A 19875-nucleotide genomic window follows, 5' to 3' on the forward strand; every position below is an offset into this window, starting at 1 on the left:
GCGTGAATTTAACCAATTTAAAGCTTTTATGTAAATCTTAGGGCCTTATACTTTTGAACAAAGTAGCCGCAAATTATGACAAACCTGAAATTTTAAATATCTTAGGAGTATTAACCCTTATCCCTCTGTTTAATTATAACAAATGAAAAAAATAGGTGTTGCCTTTTGCTGCCTTTGCTTTACAGCTGCTTCTGCACAACAAATAGATCCTGAAATTGCATCTGCAGCAGACGCACTGGAACCTAAGGTTATAGAATGGCGCCGGGATTTTCACCAAAACCCCGAGCTGTCTAACCGGGAATTTGAAACAGCAAAAAAAATAGCAGCCCACCTTAAAAGATTGGGAATGGAGGTGCAAACAGGCGTTGGAAAAACTTAGGTGTGGTAGGAATTTTAAAAGATGATAAGTCGGGAAAGGTAGTAGCTTTAAGAGCCGATATTGATGCCCTTCCTGTTACTGAAAGGAATGATCTGCCCTATAGATCGAAAGTAACCACTGAATTTCTTGGGACTGAAACCGGAGTTATGCACGCCTGTGGGCACGATACACATACTGCTATTTTAATGGGTGTTGCTGAAATTCTTTCTGAAAATAAAGACAAGATCAACGGAACCGTAAAATTCATATTCCAGCCCGCAGAAGAAGGTCCGCCACCCGGGGAAGAAGGAGGAGCGTCCTTAATGATAAAAGAAGGTGTCCTTCAGAATCCTGACGTTGATGCGATCTTCGGACTCCATATTAATTCAAGTACTCCTGTTGGAACGATTCGCTATAAACCGGAAGGCACTATGGCTGCCGTAGAAAGGTTTGTGATAAACGTGCAGGGTAAAGGAACACATGGCTCAGCTCCCTGGAGCGGAACAGATCCTATTCTCATTTCAGCAAAAATTATTGATGGATTACAAACCATTATCAGCCGGGAGGCCAAGCTTGTTGACGGAGCAGCAGTTATAACTGTGGGTAAAATTTCCAGTGGGGTACGCTTTAACATAATACCTAAAACTGCGGAAATGATTGGAACAGTGAGAACATTAGATCCTGATATGAAGGAATTGATCTTAAGAAGAATGAGAGAAATGGTTCCTGCAATTGCCGAAGCTTATGGGGGAAGTGCCACTATAGAAATTGAAAATAATACTGCAATTACCTATAACGATCCTGAATTGACCCGTCAAATGCTGCCAACTCTTCAAAAGGTTGCTTAGCGCAGAAAAAGTTGAACTTCAAAATGCGACCCTTATGGGGAAGATTTTTCGTTTTTCCAGGAAAAGGTTCCGGGGTTCTATTTCTTCCTTGGAGGACAACCCTTGGATTCTACCGATCCTGCACCCCATCACACCCCGGATTTCTTTATCGACGATAGCGGATTATTATTAGGTGTCAAAGTAATGTCACAACTCGCTCTTGATTATTTAAACCAATAAAAATGGACAGATTTATAGAAATATTAAGTTCAATACCCTGGTGGGGCTGGATTCTCATATTTCTGGCAGTCGTTGCCATAAGAGACATATTTTTCAATAAAAAACATATTATAACCCACAACTTTCCGGTTGTAGGCCACCTGAGATATTTTCTCGAAAGTATAGGTCCTGAATTACGGCAATATATTGTAGCCGGAAACAGGGAAGAATTACCCTTTAACCGGGTGGAACGCGGCTGGGTATATGCCTCCTCTAAAAATGTTAATAATTATGAGGGTTTTGGAACAGACCAGGATATATATGAGGTCAATTATGTCTTTATTAATAATGCCGTCATTCCTTATAAGGTTCCGGAGAATCACCACTACCTGAAGGATCCTTACTTCCTGGCCTGTGCTAAGGTAATGGGTGAATTCAATAAGAGAAAGAGACCATACAGGCCTGCCTCTGTAATTAATGTCTCAGCAATGAGTTTTGGATCACTTTCAGCCAAAGCAATTGAATCTCTAAATGAAGGTTGTAAAAAAGCTTATGCATATCATAATACTACGAAGGAGGATTATCGCCTTACCACCAGAAGGGAGCAGACGTTGTCTTCCAGATAGGAACAGGATATTTTGGGATCAGGAATGAAGATGGATCCTTTTCTATGGAAAAGTTGGTCAAATTGACGAAAGATTTTCCGCAGATAAGAGCTTTAGAAGTAAAACTTTCCCAGGGAGCCAAGCCCGGAAAAGGAGGAGTTTTACTGGCTTCCAAAATTACCCCTGAGATTGCGGGTATTCGGCATGTTCCTTTGGGCAAAGATGTACTCTCCCCTCCTAACCACAGCACTTTCGGCAATATGGAGGAGCTGGTGCAATTTATAGAAGATATAGCGGCAAATACAGGTTTGCCTGTGGGTATTAAAGCGGCCATAGGAAAACTGGATGAATGGGAAGAACTTGCAGAAATTATGGCCAGAGACAACAGAGGACCCGATTTTATTGCAGTTGATGGTGGTGAAGGTGGTACAGGTGCAGCTCCTCCCAGTTTTGCAGATCACGTGGCCCTGCCCTTTGTGTATGGGTTTACAGATATTTACAAGATCTTTCAACGTAAGAATTTGACGAACAGAATTGTCTTCATCGGGGCCGGAAAATTAGGATTCCCTGCCAAAGCAGCCATGGCTTTTGCTATGGGTGTAGACATTATCAACGTTGCAAGAGAGGCTATGTTAAGTGTGGGCTGTATTCAGGCACAGGCTTGCCATACCAATACCTGCCCTACAGGGGTTGCAACACAAAACAGGTGGTTACAGGCAGGGATTAATGTGAAAAATAAAGCGGAGCGGGTGAATTATTACTTCACAAATTTTAGAAAAGAATTACTGGAAATAATACATGCCTGCGGTTATGAGCACCCATGCCAGTTTACTATGGACGATGTGGAGATCAATTTAGGAGATAGATTTATTGCTAAGTCCCTGGCACAGACCTTCGTATACAATAAAACAGAAGTTCCTTTTACTTCCACTGAAACTTTAGTAGGATGTGCTAACTTAGGGGGCTCCTACAGAAAAGGAGAAGAAACCGATGTTAAAGAGGTAGAAACAGAAGATACCTCTGTTTCTAAACAATAGTTTTAGTTCTTATGGCAGATAATCAATTATTGCAGTTATTTTTTTATTTATTGCCCGCAGTGGTCGTTGGAGTTGTATCCTTTTATTTTTTTCAAATGCACACCAGCAATGAGGAAAAAAGAAGAAGATTCGTTTTAAGGCAGGAGAATCAAAAATCGGCACTTCCCGTAAAACTACAGGCATTCGAGAGAATGACCCTTTTTATAGAACGCATCTCCCTTGGAAAATTGTTACTGAGAGTAAAACCTGCTTCCAACAGCCTGGAAGAATACGAAACCCTTCTTACCCATACCATAGACATGGAATTTGAACACAACCTTGCTCAGCAGATCTATATTTCCTCTGAATGCTGGAACGTTATAAAAACTGCTAAAAATGCTACTATAGGAATGATAAGGAAAGCAGTAAAAAGAGAAGACGTTGATACAGCAGATAAGCTTCGGGAAGTACTTCTCACAAACCTAATGGATCAGGCTGCACCTACAGATGCTGCTCTGGAATATATTAAAAAAGAGGTAAGAGATATTATTTAGAAGAAAGTCCTCCAGAACCTTTTTGAAGATTTTTGCTCAATATCTTTCTCCTTCGCGTACTCGAAGCCCTGCTGCCACCATTTTTTCATGGAATCCTTATTGAAGACCAGGGAATTCTCTGTTAATTGCACGGGCGTATAATAAGTGGTAAGCTTCACCTTCTTGTTAAGAGCAGTTAGTTTACCTTCAACAACGTCGTGATATTCCACCTGGTCAAGCAAAAATCCAAATAGGTTGATCATGAGTGAAAAGGGATTTTTCCCCAACACTTTATGATATTCCATATTTTCTGCTTCAAGGATTATCGCATCCACTTCTTTAGCGCCGCGTTTAATTGCTTCCCTAATAGGGACCACACAACCCAAACCACCGTCGGCATACTCATAGCCATTCTTTGTGGCCAGACTCATAAACGGAATATAGTTACAGCTTATCCATATCCAGTCACAAAAATCGTCATATGAAAATTCATTGATCGATTTATATTCCACCCGGTTCTTTGATAAATTGGATACCGTAACCACCACATCATGGCATTTGGTTTTGATGGACTCAAAATTACCGGGAGAGAAATGTTTTTTTATTTCCTTATGAAGATTACGACTTTCTCCAAAAGTCCTTTTCTTCTTCAGGAATTGCCACAACATATTGAAGTAGTTGATGGTGACGTATTCGCGACCATCTTTTTTCTTTACAATAAAAGGATTAATATTAAAGATCTTTCGCTGGGTCACATTAGTATAAATATCATATACCTTTTCAATGTTACCATCAGCCAGGTGCGGGATCAACAGACTTCCCGTGGAAGTCCCCAGATAAATATCGTACTTCTTACCCTTTTCTTCTATTAAATATTGGGCTACACCACTTAAGCAAATGCTCCTTTGCTGCCCCCACCTGAGATTACCAATGCCCTCACTACGGTTCAATTTGATTTAATTCGTCATTCTTTAATTGGGCAAAAGTGTATCCACTCTTCCACCAGCTTTTCATCTTCTCCTTGTCAAAAATAAGGGAATTGGTAGTTAAAACTGTAGGCGTATAGTAAAAATTTATTATCACGTTTTTGTTTGCAGCTGCAAATTTTCCAATACGGATATTCTGATTTTCAATTCTGTCCAGCATAAAAGTAAATAAAGTGGAAATAAGGCCAAAAACATTTTTAGAAGGCATCCTGTTATAATAACTTACTTCTGTTTGTAAAACTACGGCATCAATTTCTGTAGCACCCCGCTTTATTGCTTCTTCAATTGGAACCATGGAACCTAATCCCCCATCAGCGTATTCGCATCCATCTTTTTTTACCAGACTCATAAAGGGGGTATAGTTACAGGAGATCCATATCCATTCACAAAAATCTTCATACCCAAAGTCCCTGATGGATTTGTATTCTACCTCGTTGAGGGAAAGATTAGAAACTGTTACAACAACATCCTTGTTTGATGCTTTTAATTCTTCAAATTCCTGAAAAGTAAAAGTTTCTTTTATAAGTTTTTTTAGGTTTAGGCTCTCTCCAAATGTTTTCTTCCCTTTTAGAAAGTTCCGCGCCATCTGAAAATGATTAATACTTATTTGATCGTAGCCGTGAATTCTTTTAATGGTAAAAGGTAGATTACTAAAAATACTGCTTTGATTGACGGAGGTGTAGACTTCATGTAATTTTTTACATTTACCTAAAGCAAGATGTGGAATAAGTAAACTTCCGGTAGAAGTTCCAAGATAAAGGTCATATTCCCTCTTTTTGTCATCTATTAAATATTGGGCTACACCATAAGCAAATGCTCCTTTACTGCCCCCACCTGAGATTACCAATGCCCGCATTTTATTTATTAAAAATTAACCGGATATGAATCTTCCGGAATGGCTTTCTTATTGTTGATCTGGCAACCTGGTATCTAAAAATGCCCGATCCTTTTCTGACAATTGTCCTTTTAAATCTACGTATTTTTGCCGATAGTCAGGATTTTGAAGCAGGGTTTCGAGCAACTTTCGCGAAAAGTCCCGGAAACGTGTGTTGTGGTGCTGAGAAGCCTGCAACAGATCCTTTAGATTTTCGTTAGTAAATGCATTAATTTGATATAAATAGCCAAAGGCATTTTGCCTCACTTCAAAAGGATAATATGACCTGGTATAGGCTGAAAGTTCTTCAAAATATTCCTGCGTACTTTCAGGATCTACCTGTGGGGAGACTAAATTAATCACCAGCCATAGCATTCGTACATTCAAGTTTGAAAATCCTATGATCCCTTTGGTTTGCGTCAGCCATTTTTCTGCTTCTTCAGGATAAGTCAAATTAAGATTCATTAACGCATTTTCTTTTGTTAGATAAGAGTTATCCTTCAGCAAGTCCTCAAAAGCAGATTTAAGAGCTTCAGGAACATCCTGCCTGCTCATGGCAATTGCCTGCCGTACATATAGATTTCCGCTTTCCAAGGCTATGTTGTAAAGTGGTAAAGCTTCAGCTATGTCTACATCGGCTAATTGTAGAATTACCTCCTGACCTATATAATCGTTGACAGGAAATTTAAGTGCTTCCAAAAGCATTTCTTTTTTATTCTGAAAAGGAACCTCCCGTAAAGCTGCTATTTCCATATATTTCCGAATGAATTCTGAATTCTTTAAAGATGTCAATGCTGCAGTTCCCTGAAAGGCAGATTGTGTCAACCAATCGGCTTTAAATTCATCCATATCTTTTCCTGAAGCTGCTTCAACTTCAGCAAGAAATTCATCTGTTGTAGCATTTCCATAGGCATATTTCTCGAGATAATTTTTTATAGCCTTTTTAAAAGCTTCAGCACCAATCCTCTCTCTTAAAATGTGCAGAGCCCAGGCTCCTTTTTGGTAATAGGTAAGGGAACTCGCTTTGGAATTTATCAGGGCCTCTCCTTTCCCCTCATCGCTCAGGGCCTTTAACTCTTCGGCTGATTGAAATAGTTTCCAGTAATAATAATCTTCTCCAAAAAGCTTCTTTTCTGCCAGGAGGGCGAAAAAGGTTGCAAAGCCCTCATGCAACCAGTGATGATCCCCATTAGCAGCCGTAACATAATTCCCAAACCATTGATGTGCAAGTTCGTGAGCGTTTACTGTTACGTAGTTTTGATCATTGTAGGCAATAGAATCCACCATCAGGGCTCTTGAAAAAATTGTTGTACCCGTATTCTCCATTCCGGAATACAAAAAATCCCGAACCTAAGCACTTGCTTATAGTTCTGCCAAGGATAATCGACACCCGTTTCTTTTTCTAAAAATTCAAAAATTTCAGCAGAATATCGGTATGTCGGTTCCACCTTGTTTTTGTCCGTTGGTTCGTAATAGTTGATCAGTGAAATCCCTGAATTAGAAGGAATTTTTGCCTCTTCAAAATCTCCGGCGGCGAAGGCAACCAAATAACTACTCATTGGCTTCTCCATCGCATAATGCCACTGCACAAGAGAATCATTAATGGCTTTTCTATTCTTAAGCTCCCCGTTTGCAATTACTTTATAGTCTTCAGGAAAACTAATTTTCATTGAAAAAGTGGCTTTTTCAGCCATATCATCAAAGCTAGGGAGCCAGTGAGAAGTATTTTTCCCCTGCCCCTGCGTCCAAACCTGTTTCATTGCATTTAGAGAGTCAGGTGCATTCCAGTTAATGAAATACAGCGCCTGCTTTGGCGTTGCAGAATATTCCAGATTTATTATATTTTCTTCGGAAGGAAAGAACTTTTTCTTTACCCAAATTCGGGAGCCAGTATTACTGAAATCAGCTACATTCCCATTTACCTGCAACTTTGTAACTTCCATATTTCGGGCATCGATATAGATTGAATCAGTTTCCTTTAGGACTTGAAACGAATATTCAACACTACCTGTGACCATCTCCTCCTTAGGTAAAACCGTAACCTCGGCTGAAACCGCCTTAAAATCGACGTTTTCTTTTTGAGCATCCTGTGATAGAACCTGCAAAGAAAAAAATATAAAAATCAAAAAAATATAACTTCTCATAGTGGGATTAAATGACCTGCAAATTACAAAAACCATCATTATCATTGATCCTCAAACAAAAACAGGTCCATATTATTAAATTTTTCAGAAACACCGGATTCCGCTTAAGCTTAAATAAAAGATGCTTTTTAATATCTTCGTTTTATGAATGTAAACAACCTGTTGCAAACTCCTATAGATTATTTAAAGGGAGTTGGACCTAATCGCGCCGAACTGCTGCGGAAGGAACTGGGCATTCACACCTACCAGGATCTCATACATTTTTTTCCAAACCGCTACCTCGACAAAACCAGGTATTATAAGATCAATGAACTTCAGCAGAACTCAGCTGAAGTTCAGGTGGTGGGAAAGATCGTGCATTTAAGGACTGTGGAGCAAAAGCGGGGAAAACGATTAGTGGCGGAATTTGTTGACGATACAGGTAAAATGGAATTGGTTTGGTTCCGGGGGCATAAATGGATTAGGGAGAATCTAAAAGTAAGCACTCCTTATGTCATTTTCGGAAAAACTAATTGGTTTAATGGCCTCTTCAGCATGCCTCATCCCGAAATGGAATCTCTCGAAGAGCATGAAAAAAGTCTCCGCAGCGCAATGCAACCTATTTATCCTTCCACCGAAAAACTGGTAAAACTGGGGATCACGAATAGGGTTATTAACAAATTAATGCAGCAACTTTTCCTGGAATCGGGAGGAAAATTTTACGATACTTTACCCGAAGAAATCAAACAGGAATTAAAACTTATTTCCCGGGCAGAGGCACTTTTTAATGTCCATTTCCCGAAGAGTCCGGAGCTACTTTCGAAGGCACAGATCAGACTCAAATTTGAAGAATTATTTTACATCCAGCTCCAGCTTTTGATCAAAAATATGATCCAAAAAAAGAAGATCAAAGGCTATGTTTTTGATCAGATTGGGAACAACTTTTCAGAGTTTTATCAGGAACATTTACCCTTTGAATTAACTAGGTGCACAGAAGCGGGTGATCAAAGAAATAAGGAGTGATTTGGGTAGCGGAGCACAGATGAATCGTCTTTTGCAAGGAGATGTGGGTTCCGGGAAGACCATAGTGGCGCTCATGTCAATGTTCATAGCACTTGACAACGGATTCCAAGCCTGCTTAATGGCTCCGACTGAAATTTTGTCAGTCCAACACTATCAGGGAATTTCTGAATTATGTAAAGAATTGAAGACCAGTGTTTTTTTGCTTACTGGTTCAACTAAAGCTTCCAAAGAGAAGAGAAATTCACGAAAAACTTGAAAACGGAGAAATAGACATCTTAATTGGCACAACATGCGCTGCTTGAGGACAAGGTAAAATTTAAAAATTTGGGGCTGGCAATTATAGATGAACAGCATCGATTTGGAGTTGCACAAAGAGCGAAATTGTGGAAAAAAAATGAACTGCCTCCGCACATTTTGGTGATGACCGCCACCCCTATTCCGCGTACCCTTTCCATGAGTTTATATGGCGATTTGGATGTCTCTGTAATTGACGAGTTACCTCCCGGAAGACAGGAGATAAAAACTGTACACAGATACGATAGTAACAGGTTAAAAGTTTTTGCATTTTTAAGGGATGAAATAAAAAAAGGAAGACAGGTTTATATAGTTTATCCACTCATCCAGGAATCGGCTACAATGGATTATAAAGATCTTATGGATGGCTATGAAAGTGTGATTAGAGAGTTTCCTTTACCCGATTACCAAATCTCCATAGTGCACGGGCAAATGAAGCTAAGCAGATAAAGATTACGAGATGGAACGGTTTGTAAAAGGTGAAACTCAAATCATGGTCGCTACAACTGTAATAGAAGTAGGCGTAAATGTTCCCAATGCCAGTGTAATGATCATTGAGAGTGCTGAGAGATTCGGTCTCTCGCAATTGCACCAGTTGCGTGGTCGTGTTGGACGGGGAGCAGAACAAAGCTATTGTATTTTAATGACGAGCCACAAACTTTCTGAAGATGCCAAAGTGAGATTGCAAACTATGACTTCCACAAGTGACGGATTTGAAATTGCTGAAGTTGATTTGAAGCTAAGAGGCCCGGGAGATATGATGGGAACTCAGCAAAGTGGTGTTCTCAATCTAAAAATTGCAGATATCGTCAAAGATAATCAGCTATTACAGGTAGCCCGATATCACGCCAAACAACTTTTAACAGAAGATCCTGGTTTGCAGCTGGAAAAGAATAGAATGGTTCGCTTTGCATACAAGCAGTTAACCAGATTCAAGAACATTTGGAACTACATTAGTTAAACAGGATGCACTTTTACTTATCACAATCTCCAGGTCCAGCTGTTTTAGTGAAGAGGTATTTGTAAATAATCTTCACAGGGATTAATAATATAGACAAAGCCCAGTTCTACAAGAGGTGAAGAATATAAGGAATGGATGGACTGAACACGTCAAACAGGAAATGAATTACTTGAAAAGTGCCTGCGGACCTTTTCATTTCTAAAAATTAGAATCTACATTGGATGAGGGTTTACCCCCAATTCTGTCTTATTCTCCTTTAAGGAGCCAAAACAGAACTTTTCACAAAAGTTTGTCTATGGCATTGTCTAAAGAGAATAATGAAGCGTGAAACCTTGTTGTAATTAAATTTTTAACTTAAATCTTATGATAAGCTAAATACTATCTCTCCTCCTACTTACCTTCCTTTTCACTTCTAAATTGACGATAAGCTTAATATTGATTAAATTTAATCTGTAACTAATTAATAATCAATGTTATGGAATCAAAATTAAATCTTCGCCGGATCATGAGCATCATGCTCATATGTTTTGTTACCACTGCTTTTGGGCAGGAGACAGAGAAAAAAATTCTATAGGAGATGCTGTTTACGAAGAATATAAGCAAAACGGCATAGACAAGGCTCTTGCAAAATATCGCGACCTCAAAGCCAATAAAGATTATGAAGTAACCGAATGGGAACTGAATAGAATAGGGTATCAATTAATGCACGATGATGGGGATCTCGAGGCAGCAGAAAATGTTTTCAGTTTAAATATGGAAGAATATCCCCAGGCAGCTAATCCCATGGATTCCTATGCCGATTATCTGATTGAAAAAGGGAATCCGGAAGAAGCCAAAAACTACCTTCAAAAATCTATTGCCCAAAATGAAAAGAATAAAAGAGAAGATGAAAAACAGCTCCTGAAAGCCTCTAAGGCTAAACTTGCCAAACTCGAAAATAAACATAAACAACTGGACTTCCTGATTGGTAACTGGGACGTGAATTCAACTAACTTTCAGGGAATAGGTGCTTAGTGAATATTCCGGTACAGATGAATATATTCAGGATGACAGTGCAGACATGGTAATTATTAACCACAAGAATCCGCAGGGAAATGTGATGGCAAAAAGAATAATGGCATATGATGCGGTAAATGATGAATATGACATGGCATATATCAGCACTTCTGCCCCTATGGGGATTGAACATTCAGCTTTAAAATTGAAAGACCTCGGAAATGGAGAATATGAACTTATAGAAGAATATGAGGAAGAAGGTGCGAAGAAAAAGATGAGACACGAACTAAAGAAGAGCGGAGAAAATAAAGTGGACTGGGTTATTTTTGAATCTGGAAAAGACGGGCAGGACTGGAAAAAAGTTTATGCCATGGATATGACTAAAAAACAATAACGAACAGGATTGTCATCATCATCAAAAGGAGGCTCGCTGCCTCCTTTTTCTTTTCACTTAATTCAGTCTAAAAACCAAAATTCAGATTATGCAGAAACTAATTGTAATGTTATCTTTACAGCCGGAAAAAATCTACCAATGAAAATTTCATACAACTGGCTTAAACAATTCATTAAATTACCCAATGATCCTGAAAAAACAGGAGAATTACTTACTGATCTTGGACTTGAGGTAGAGGGAATTAATAAGTTCCAAAGTATCAAAGGAGGTCTGGAAGGTGTTGTAGTTGGTCATGTACTTTCTTGTGACCCTCATCCCAATGCTGACAGGCTTCAGTTAACAAAAATAGAGGTAGGAAAGGGAGAACTTCTGCAAATTGTTTGTGGAGCACCCAATATTGCTGAAGGTCAAAAAGTACCAGTGGCTACTATAGGGACTCTATTATATGATGAAAAAGGAGAAAGCTGGGAAATTAAAAAGGGCAAAATTCGTGGGGAAGTAAGTGAAGGAATGGTATGTTCAGAAAAGGAATTGGGTCTGGGAGGCAGCCATGAAGGCATAATGGTTCTAAAACCAGATCTTCATCCCGGTACTCCTGTTTCAGATCTCTTTGAAGTCGAAAATGATCATGTTATTGAAATAGGTCTTACTCCCAACAGGGCGGATGCTATGAGCCACTGGGGAGTGGCAAGAGACTTAAAAGCAGGTTACCAGCAACAGGATCTTAGTCTCGAATTAATTACACCTTCAGTAAGCAGTTTTCACGTAGACAGTAGAAGCTTCAGAATTCCAATTCATATTCAGGACTCTTCTTTGGCACCACGATATTGTGGATTAACAATGTCCGGAGTAACAGTTAAGGAATCTCCTAAGTGGCTTCAGAACAGATTAAAAGCAATAGGGATCAATTCAAAAAACAACATTGTGGATATATCCAATTACGTGATGCACGAATTGGGCCAGCCGCTCCACTTTTTTGATGCGGATAAAATTACCGGCAGGGAAATTCACGTAAAAACGCTTCCTGCCGGAACAAAATTTACAACTCTTGATGAAGTAGAGAGAGAACTGCACGAAGAGGACCTGATGATTTGTGATACAGAAAAGCCTCTCGCACTTGCAGGTATTTTTGGAGGACTGGGCAGTGGAGTTTCAAAAGATACCACTAAATTATTCTTAGAGAGCGCATATTTTAATCCCGTGAGCATTAGGAAATCTGCAAAAAGGCACGGGCTGAGCACAGATGCCTCTTTTAGATACGAAAGAGGAATAGACCCTACTATTACAGAATATGCTATAAAAAGAGCTGCTCTGCTTATTAAGGAGCTCGCTTAATGGAGAAATTACCAGCGACATAGACGATCTTTATTTTAGGAAAATTGAAGATTTCCAGGTATTCCTCACTTTTGAGAAAGTAAATAAACTTATAGGCCAAAACCTGGCACAGGAAACCATTAAGTCGATTCTTGCTTCCCTGGAGATAAGGGTAAACAATGTAACCGAAACAGGAATGGGATTAACCATTCCTTCATATCGGGTAGATGTTCAACGGGAGGCAGATGTTATTGAAGAAATTCTAAGAATTTACGGTTACAACAATATTGAATTTGGCTCAAAATTTAATGCTTCTGTCTCCAATTCTTCAAAATTTGAGGATTATAAAATGCAGAACGTAATTGCGAATCAATTAATTGGGCAGGGCTTCCATGAAACCATGGCAAACTCACTCACTTCACTTACCTATGTTAAACTAAGCGAACAAATAAAAGAAGAATATAATGTCAATATTCTAAACCCATTGAGCCAGGACCTGTCGGTCATGCGGCAATCTTTGTTATTCTCGGGCCTTGAAACAGTGAGTTACAACATTAATAGAAAGCAGAGTGACCTAAAACTGTTTGAATTCGGAAAAAGCTATCACAATTACGAAAACGGCAGGCAGGAGAACAAGCATCTTTGTGTTTTTGTTACTAGTAGCAGAAGTGCTGAACGCTGGAATGCTTTACTCAAAGGGAAACTTCTTTTTTCTGAAAGGAACTTTGGAGAGTTTATTTAGCCGACTCGGAATTAATGAACTTAAATTTGGCAGTTTTAAAACCGATGTTCTTTCTGAAGGATCATCCATTTCTTATGGAAAATCAAAACTGGGGGAATTTGGGGTTGTCAAAAAGTCTGTTCTAAAGCATTTTGATATAGAGCAGGAAGTCCTGTATGCCGATCTTAACTGGGACCTGATCCTGGAAACAGCCAGGGCACAAAAGATAAAATTCAGCGCTATCCCACGGTTTCCAATGGTACGTAGGGATTTTGCACTGCTATTGGATAATGCTATCCCGTATGAACAAATTGAAGATATTGCACTTCAAACGGAAAAAAATTATTAAAAGAAGTTAATCTCTTTGATGTATACCAGGGCAAAAACCTTCCTGAAGGCAAAAAAAGTTATGCAATAAGTTTTATGTTCCAGGATGAGCACAAAACTCTTACAGATAACCAGGTAGATAAGGTTATGAAAAAACTGCAGCAGCGATTTGAAACTGAACTTCAGGCTGAACTGAGGTAATTATAACTTCGATAAATTAAAAAAGTCCTTTCCTGATAATTCAGGAAAGGACTTTATTAATTTAAATTTATGGCAGGTACTATTTACCTGGTAATAGTACCGTATCGATTACGTGAATAACACCATTAGACTGGTTAACATCTGCCATTGTTACCGTCGCAACATTTCCGGCAGCATCCTGGATCTTAACATTTTTTCCATCCATCATAGCTTTTAACTCTGTTCCGTTCACTGTTTTAAAAGTTGCTGTTCCATTACTTTTCTTAATTGCCGCAACAACATCTCCTGCCTTAAAATCACTAAGCAATAACGTGGTAGGTTAAAATCCCCTGAAGCATGTTCTTGTTTTCAGGTTTCAACAAAGTCTCAACAGTACCACCGGGTAATTTTGCAAAAGCAGCGTTAGTAGGTGCAAAAACAGTAAAAGGTCCATTTCCCTGGAGAACAACTGCCAGATCAGCAGCCTTTACAGCAGCAACCAAAGTTGTGTGATCCTTTGAATTCGCAGCATTTTCTACAATGTTTTTTGAGGGGTACATCTCTGCCCCACCAACCATTTTGGTTTTTTGTTTCATATCCTGGGCAAGCATAGCATTACCAAAGGAAAGAGCCATAACCATTAACGAAAGAGTAAATAATTTAAAATTTTTCATAATACATAGTTTATTTTGTTTAAAGATATCTTGTTATTATTAAACAAATTATAATTGCATTAAAAATTAGCACAGGATTAACAGCTGTAGTACCTGGAGAAGAACCTTATAATTATCTTCAATTAAATTAACTTTTGTTGCTTTGTTTGTTCAGCCTCAATTCTTTAAATTAGTTGCTTTATGCAATTGAGGATGAAACTGCGTCGCACACATATACCCGAAAAACTTCTTCTTAACCGTAACAAGCGTATTTCTGAACAGAGCTTGTTGCAACAGGTAAAGGATATTATTGCCAGGGAAAGCATTAAAGATGAATTGGTCCTAAAGGAATTGACCAACTATAATGACGGCGGTGAAATTATTTCCAATAACTTTATAATTGATAAACTTGAAGGCAATCAGATCTTTCATATATCTGACATAGAGCAAATTTGTACCATCTATAGACTTCGGTTCCTGAATTCTGCGCTATATAAGGGAGAGTTTCCCTATGAAGCGGTTATAAAGATTAAAGAACTGGAAAAAAAACATAATATTAATCTGAAAGGTTTTAAGCTTATGGCACTTAGCCAGTCTTTTTAGGCTGGAGAATACAGATGATCCACTTTTGTTCGCTCCTATTGGTAATGACTATTATTATTTAATTCATTCGTGGGGTAAAGATCTTCACCCCTTTAGAAAATTGCTCATGTGGCCTTTTCGTCACCTGGAGAATTTCATGTTTTTCCTTTTAATATTAAGTTTTCTATTTGCAACTATGGTACCCGATAGCCTTTTTGGAAAGGAAAAGTCTACAACAGAATTTATTATTATTTTCTTTTTTATGTTCAAGTGGGTAACTGGCCTTGCAATCTTCTACGGCTTTAAATGCGGAAAAAACTTCAGCTCGGCCATCTGGCAAAGCAAGTATTACAACGCTTAACGTTAAACTCTCTCTAAAGTCCCCATTCTTATCAGGTCTAATATGTATTTTAGTTAAATAAATACATACTATGGATACAGAGGATAATTACAAAAGAGTTTATACAGGATCTGATGTTAATGTGCAATACCTACAGCAGCTTTTTGACAAAGCGGGTATTTCATCAAGAGTACGCAATGATTTTGACTCTGGTCTTCGCGCAGGGTTTGGAGGAGGTATGCCCGGGCAGGTACTGCTTTTCGTCGTAAATTCACATTACGATGAAGCATTAAAAATTGCAAGAACAACTTTTCCAAACGATTATAATAACGAAGAGTTTAGAGATGGAGAATAAGATACCTGGCAGGAGAAATATGTGGAACCTTGTCCTCGGTCTCATTTTCGTTATCTATGGCTCCTATAGATTATATGTGTTGAGCAACAGCGTAGAAGGATCAACCTTCAGCTATGTATTGGCAATATTATTTGTTGTACTGGGGTTATACGATCTTTGGAAATATTACAACAACAGCAGAACAAATTAAAAAAGGATGTACTAACGCACATCCTTTTTCTTATTTTTCTTCCGAGTAAATTAAGCTTCTACAGCATACATCTTATCCCGAAGCTCTTTTAATTTCTTGTCATCCATATACTCATCAAAGGTAGTATACCTATCAATTAAACCGGAAGGAGTTAATTCTATAACACGATTAGCTACAGTTTGAGCAAATTCGTGGTCATGTGTAGTAAACAACACTGTTCCTTTAAAATTCTTTAACGAATTGTTGAAGGCTGTAATTGATTCCAGATCTAAATGGTTAGTTGGTTCGTCAAGCATTAACACGTTAGCACGCATCATCATCATTCGGCTCAACATACAGCGTACTTTTTCACCTCCCGACAGTACTCTTGAGGTTTTGAGAGCCTCTTCCCCGCTAAAGATCATTTTCCCCAGGAAGCCTCTTATATAAACTTCTTCACGTTCTTCATCGGTTTTTGCCCATTGTCTAAGCCAGTCAACCAGAGTGAGATCATTATCAAAATACTGCGAGTTATCTAATGGCAAATAAGACTGATTAGTAGTTACTCCCCAGGAGAATTTACCTGAAACAGGTTTTTGATTTCCGTTAATGATCTCATAGAAAGCTGTAGTAGCCCGGGAGTCCCTTGAGAATACCACAACCTTATCGCCCTTCTTAAGATTAAGATCAACATTTTTGAACAGAGTCTCTCCCTCAATAGAAGCTTCCAGCCCATCAACATTTAAGATTTGATCCCCGGCTTCTCTTTCCCTTTCAAAAATTATAGCAGGATACCTTCTACTGGAAGGCTTAATCTCCTCTATGTTTAATTTTTCAATCATTTTCTTACGGGAGGTCGCCTGCTTGGATTTAGCCACGTTTGCACTAAACCTCATAATAAACTCCTGTAACTCCTTTTTCTTTTCTTCAGCTTTCTTATTCTGCTGGGATCGCTGTCTTGCTGCTAACTGAGAAGACTCATACCAGAAAGTATAGTTCCCGCTGTAATGATTTATTTTTCCGAAATCAATATCAGAAATATGGGTACAAACAGAATCCAGGAAGTGACGGTCGTGAGAAACAACAATTACCGTATTCTCATAATTGGCCAAAAAGTTTTCCAGCCAGATTATTGCTTCATAATCCAAATCGTTAGTAGGCTCATCCATAATAAGAACATCCGGATTTCCAAAAAGTGCCTGTGCGAGCAATACCCTCACCTTTTGCTGCCCGTCAAGATCTTTCATCAGGTTATAATGAAGTTCTTCTTTTATACCAAGACTTGAAAGAAGAGAAGCAGCGTTACTGTCGGCATTCCAGCCATCCATTTCTTCAAATTCTACCTGTAGCACTCCTACCCGCTCACCATCAGCATCGTTAAAATCAGCTTTAGCATAGATATCGTCCATCTCCTTCTTGATCTTGTATAGGGGTTTATTTCCCATAACTACTGTCTCAAGAACCGGATGTTCATCATAAAGGTTATGATTTTGTTCCAGAACAGACATTCTTTTTCCCGGTTCAAGAAAAACCCTTCCACTGGTAGGATCAGACTTACCTGAGAGGATATTTAAAAAAGTAGATTTTCCGGCACCATTGGCACCTATAATTCCATAGCAATTCCCCTGGGTAAACGTAGTGTTCACCTCATCAAACAACACCCGCTTTCCAAATTGCACCGAAAGATTTGAAACTGTTAACATATTTTTCCCTTTTCTCTTGTAAATTTTTGCAAAAGTAGGTATAATTGCGCACTTGCTAAAAGATTAACAATTTAAATAATCCTTTTAACTCACGATTAACACGGCAGCAACATGTCCTCAACATATATTTGTTTGTGTTGCATTAAATGGTAATACCCTCATTCCCCACATGAAATTAAGATCGCTTTTGGTGTTCCTGTTGCTCATGATGTGCTTTTCCTGCAACAAAGAGAAATCTTCTGCCAATGACGTCTACTTTGGAGGATTAATCGTAAACCCTACTAGCAAATATGTCGTTCTACTTAAAAAGGATGTTGTTGTAGACACGTTTTTTCTGAATAGTAAAAATCAATTTGGAGGTAAATTAATAGGGGTAGAAAAAGGCCTCTACGTCTTTAAACATCCCCCTGAACATCAAATTTTGTACCTGGAACCCGGAGACAGTACGCTGGTACTTCTTAATACTCTGGACTTTGATGAATCCTTAAATTTTAGCGGCAAAGGAGCTGAGAAGAGCAATTATCTTAACAGGATGTATTTGCTCAATCAGGAAAACAATAATCTCATCCTTTCCTGTTTCAAGCTGGGCGCTGAAGAATTTTCCAAAAAGACTGATTCTATAAGAAGTTTGCGCAAAGAACATTTGGATAAACTTCATAAAAAATATAAATTTTCCAATGAGTTTTTTGACCTGGCTGAAGCCAGTATTGATTATGAATTTTATGATTTAAGAGAGCGATACGCCTTTCTTATTCGAAAATATTCGGGGAAGGATGCCATTAAAAATATTCCTTCTGATTTTCACGAATACCGGAAAGAAATCTCCTTTAATGATGAAAAATTGGAAGACTATTATGTCTACTTAAATTTTCTGGATGATTTTTTACGAATCAAATCTTTAGAGTACTGCGAAGATGCTTTACCCGGAACTGATTGTGCGGATTTTGAAAAATTTGAAAATCTTGAACGTCGTATTGTCCTTGCTGATTCTTTAATCCTTAACGAGAGAATAAAAAACAATTTTATTGATCGGTTTGCCGCCCAGGGAATTATATATTCCCAATCTACTGAAGATCTTATTGCGATTCTAAAGCTGTTGGATAAAGTTAATTATACTGGAGACAGAAGGACAGACCTAAGACAAATGGCAGGCATTCAAAATAGTTTGTTACCAGGCAATAATATTGGTGAATTAAAACTTCTCAATTTCCAAAAAGACACTATCCTGTTAAATGATATTTCTTCAAAACCAAAGATTACATTTCATTGGACAGTTAATTCCCAGTCACATTACAAATGGCAACACAAAAGGATTGAGGAATTAAAGAAAAGATTTCCCGAGGTGGAATTTGTGGGTATTAATATTGATAAAAATCATTTTGAAGAATGGCACAATATAATTGCAGACCAGGGTTATAATGAGATCAATGAATATAAGCTGAACGTCTTAAGTTTAAATGAAGACCTCTTAAAAATTTATCTTTATAAATCCATTTTTTTAGACCAGTCTGGAAAAATAATTAAGGGTGACGCACAAATAAATTCGCCCGATTTTGAAGATAACATTGAAGAATTTCTGGACGAATTATTTCCGTATAAAAAGGCATAAAAAAAACCTGAACTAAATATTCAGGGTTTTTCTATTTCAAATTTATTCTCTCTTAGTTACCTCCTCTGTGATCTGAAAGAAATTTTTCAAGGCCAATATCTGTCAAAGGATGTTTTAATAAACCTTCGATAGAAGAAAGAGGTCCGGTCATAACATCGGCTCCAATTTTTGCACAATCAATAACGTGCATCGTATGTCTAATAGAGGCCGCTAAAATTTGAGTTTCAAAGCCGTAATTATCATATATAAGCCTTATTTCCTCAATAAGACTTAACCCGTTAGTAGAAATATCATCCAGCCTTCCTATAAAGGGTGAAACATAAGTTGCACCTGCTTTTGCCGCCAGTAAAGCCTGGCCCGCAGAAAATACAAGGGTACAATTGGTTTTTATCCCTTTATCACTAAAATATTTTATAGCTTTAATTCCTTCTTTTATCATAGGAACTTTTACGATAATTTGCTTGTGCAAAGCTGCAAGTTCTTCTCCTTCTTTAACTATCTCGTCAAAATCTACAGCTATAACTTCTGCACTTAAATCTCCATCTACTATTTCACAAATTTTCTTGTAATGCTCGAGGATGTTTTCTTTTCCTTTTATACCTTCTTTTGCCATTAAAGAAGGATTTGTAGTAACACCATCCAGAACCCCAAGGTTTTGAGCCTCTCTAATTTGATCAAGGTTTGCTGTGTCTATAAAAAATTTCATAGCTAAT

The 19875-nt window shown here is 38.2% G+C and carries 13 protein-coding genes and 6 pseudogenes; 12 read left to right on the top strand and 7 right to left on the bottom strand.

Translation table 11 applies throughout. The features are described 5' to 3' along the window. Positions 1 to 142: 142 nt before the first annotated feature. The 4 genes and pseudogenes from LZ575_RS24230 (at position 143) to LZ575_RS06965 (ending at position 3579) form a co-directional block, all read left to right on the top strand. Positions 143 to 379 carry a hypothetical protein gene (locus tag LZ575_RS24230; protein ID WP_409187192.1) on the top strand — a complete coding sequence of 79 codons (237 nt, stop codon included), beginning with the start codon at positions 143 to 145 and terminating at the stop codon, positions 377 to 379. A gap of 2 nt (positions 380 to 381) precedes the next feature. Then, positions 382 to 1425, top strand: a pseudogene (locus LZ575_RS06955) (amidohydrolase). A 2-nt stretch (positions 1426 to 1427) separates the two neighbouring features. Further along, positions 1428 to 3046: pseudogene (locus LZ575_RS06960) on the top strand (FMN-binding glutamate synthase family protein). An 11-nt stretch (positions 3047 to 3057) separates the two neighbouring features. Then, a complete protein-coding gene (locus LZ575_RS06965; protein ID WP_235330034.1) occupies positions 3058 to 3579 on the top strand; it encodes a hypothetical protein in 522 nt (173 codons plus the stop codon). Here LZ575_RS06965 and LZ575_RS06970 read toward each other — a convergent pair. The 4 genes and pseudogenes from LZ575_RS06970 to LZ575_RS06985 all read right to left on the bottom strand — a co-directional run bounded on the left by LZ575_RS06970 (position 3576) and on the right by LZ575_RS06985 (position 7523). Beyond that, positions 3576 to 4498, bottom strand: a pseudogene (locus LZ575_RS06970) (patatin family protein). The gene LZ575_RS06965 and the pseudogene LZ575_RS06970 overlap by 4 nt on opposite strands. After that, on the bottom strand, positions 4498 to 5400 hold the full coding sequence (locus LZ575_RS06975) for a patatin family protein (protein WP_235330036.1): 903 nt from the start codon (positions 5398 to 5400) through the stop codon (positions 4498 to 4500). The pseudogene LZ575_RS06970 and the gene LZ575_RS06975 overlap by 1 nt, the downstream one beginning before the upstream one ends. 48 nt (positions 5401 to 5448) lie before the next feature. Beyond that, entirely contained in the window at positions 5449 to 6705 is a 1257-nt protein-coding gene (locus tag LZ575_RS06980; protein ID WP_235330038.1) for a M1 family aminopeptidase, read from the bottom strand. Beyond that, positions 6705 to 7523, bottom strand: a complete 819-nt coding sequence (locus LZ575_RS06985) for a hypothetical protein (RefSeq protein WP_235330039.1) — start codon at positions 7521 to 7523, stop codon at positions 6705 to 6707. Before LZ575_RS06985 ends, LZ575_RS06980 begins: the two co-directional genes overlap by 1 nt. Before the next feature lie 183 nt (positions 7524 to 7706). Here LZ575_RS06985 and recG point away from each other — a divergent pair. From recG to pheT, 4 genes and pseudogenes are all read left to right on the top strand, one after another. Continuing rightward, a pseudogene (gene recG, locus LZ575_RS06990) lies at positions 7707 to 9819 on the top strand (ATP-dependent DNA helicase RecG). 522 nt (positions 9820 to 10341) lie between these two features. Beyond that, on the top strand, positions 10342 to 10833 hold the full coding sequence (locus tag LZ575_RS06995) for a M48 family metallopeptidase (protein ID WP_235330041.1): 492 nt from the start codon (positions 10342 to 10344) through the stop codon (positions 10831 to 10833). Further along, positions 10826 to 11209, top strand: a complete 384-nt coding sequence (locus LZ575_RS07000) for a hypothetical protein (protein WP_235330043.1) — start codon at positions 10826 to 10828, stop codon at positions 11207 to 11209. The genes LZ575_RS06995 and LZ575_RS07000 overlap by 8 nt, the downstream gene beginning before the upstream one ends. A 138-nt stretch (positions 11210 to 11347) precedes the next feature. Then, positions 11348 to 13772 (top strand): annotated as a pseudogene (pheT, locus tag LZ575_RS07005) (phenylalanine--tRNA ligase subunit beta). Positions 13773 to 13851: 79 nt separating this feature from the next. Here the strand turns inward: pheT and LZ575_RS07010 are convergent. Next, positions 13852 to 14425: pseudogene (locus LZ575_RS07010) on the bottom strand (fasciclin domain-containing protein). A gap of 192 nt (positions 14426 to 14617) precedes the next feature. Here LZ575_RS07010 and LZ575_RS23410 point away from each other — a divergent pair. From LZ575_RS23410 to LZ575_RS07025, 3 genes are all read left to right on the top strand, one after another. Beyond that, a complete protein-coding gene (locus LZ575_RS23410) occupies positions 14618 to 15007 on the top strand; it encodes a hypothetical protein (RefSeq protein WP_311196014.1) in 390 nt (129 codons plus the stop codon). A 410-nt stretch (positions 15008 to 15417) separates the two neighbouring features. Next, on the top strand, positions 15418 to 15681 hold the full coding sequence (locus LZ575_RS07020; RefSeq protein WP_235330044.1) for a putative signal transducing protein: 264 nt from the start codon (positions 15418 to 15420) through the stop codon (positions 15679 to 15681). After that, positions 15671 to 15871, top strand: a complete 201-nt coding sequence (locus LZ575_RS07025) for a hypothetical protein (protein ID WP_235330045.1) — start codon at positions 15671 to 15673, stop codon at positions 15869 to 15871. Before LZ575_RS07020 ends, LZ575_RS07025 begins: the two co-directional genes overlap by 11 nt. Before the next feature lie 50 nt (positions 15872 to 15921). Here LZ575_RS07025 and LZ575_RS07030 read toward each other — a convergent pair whose 3' ends face one another. Further along, positions 15922 to 17553: an ABC-F family ATP-binding cassette domain-containing protein gene (locus LZ575_RS07030; RefSeq protein WP_235330046.1), complete on the bottom strand. Its 1632-nt coding sequence runs from the start codon at positions 17551 to 17553 to the stop codon at positions 15922 to 15924. Between the two features lie 169 nt (positions 17554 to 17722). On the opposite strand from LZ575_RS07030, the gene LZ575_RS07035 reads away from it, so the two are divergent. Beyond that, positions 17723 to 19162: a hypothetical protein gene (locus LZ575_RS07035; RefSeq protein WP_235330047.1), complete on the top strand. Its 1440-nt coding sequence runs from the start codon at positions 17723 to 17725 to the stop codon at positions 19160 to 19162. Between the two features lie 52 nt (positions 19163 to 19214). Here LZ575_RS07035 and fsa read toward each other — a convergent pair whose 3' ends face one another. Continuing rightward, positions 19215 to 19868, bottom strand: a complete 654-nt coding sequence (fsa, locus tag LZ575_RS07040) for a fructose-6-phosphate aldolase (protein WP_235330048.1) — start codon at positions 19866 to 19868, stop codon at positions 19215 to 19217. Positions 19869 to 19875 lie beyond the last annotated feature (7 nt).

Source organism: Antarcticibacterium sp. 1MA-6-2 (assembly GCF_021535135.1).
In the GTDB taxonomy this organism is placed as follows: domain Bacteria; phylum Bacteroidota; class Bacteroidia; order Flavobacteriales; family Flavobacteriaceae; genus Gillisia.

Coding starts and splice junctions, on each gene's coding strand:
- LZ575_RS24230 (WP_409187192.1), top strand. CDS start 143: ATGAAAAAAATAGGTGTTGCCTTTTGCTGCCTTTGCTTTACAGCTGCT.
- LZ575_RS06965 (WP_235330034.1), top strand. CDS start 3,058: ATGGCAGATAATCAATTATTGCAGTTATTTTTTTATTTATTGCCCGCA.
- LZ575_RS06975 (WP_235330036.1), bottom strand. CDS start 5,400: ATGCGGGCATTGGTAATCTCAGGTGGGGGCAGTAAAGGAGCATTTGCT.
- LZ575_RS06980 (WP_235330038.1), bottom strand. CDS start 6,705: ATGGTGGATTCTATTGCCTACAATGATCAAAACTACGTAACAGTAAAC.
- LZ575_RS06995 (WP_235330041.1), top strand. CDS start 10,342: ATGTTTTGTTACCACTGCTTTTGGGCAGGAGACAGAGAAAAAAATTCT.
- LZ575_RS23410 (WP_311196014.1), top strand. CDS start 14,618: ATGAAACTGCGTCGCACACATATACCCGAAAAACTTCTTCTTAACCGT.
- LZ575_RS07020 (WP_235330044.1), top strand. CDS start 15,418: ATGGATACAGAGGATAATTACAAAAGAGTTTATACAGGATCTGATGTT.
- LZ575_RS07025 (WP_235330045.1), top strand. CDS start 15,671: ATGGAGAATAAGATACCTGGCAGGAGAAATATGTGGAACCTTGTCCTC.
- LZ575_RS07030 (WP_235330046.1), bottom strand. CDS start 17,553: ATGTTAACAGTTTCAAATCTTTCGGTGCAATTTGGAAAGCGGGTGTTG.
- LZ575_RS07035 (WP_235330047.1), top strand. CDS start 17,723: ATGAAATTAAGATCGCTTTTGGTGTTCCTGTTGCTCATGATGTGCTTT.
- fsa (WP_235330048.1), bottom strand. CDS start 19,868: ATGAAATTTTTTATAGACACAGCAAACCTTGATCAAATTAGAGAGGCT.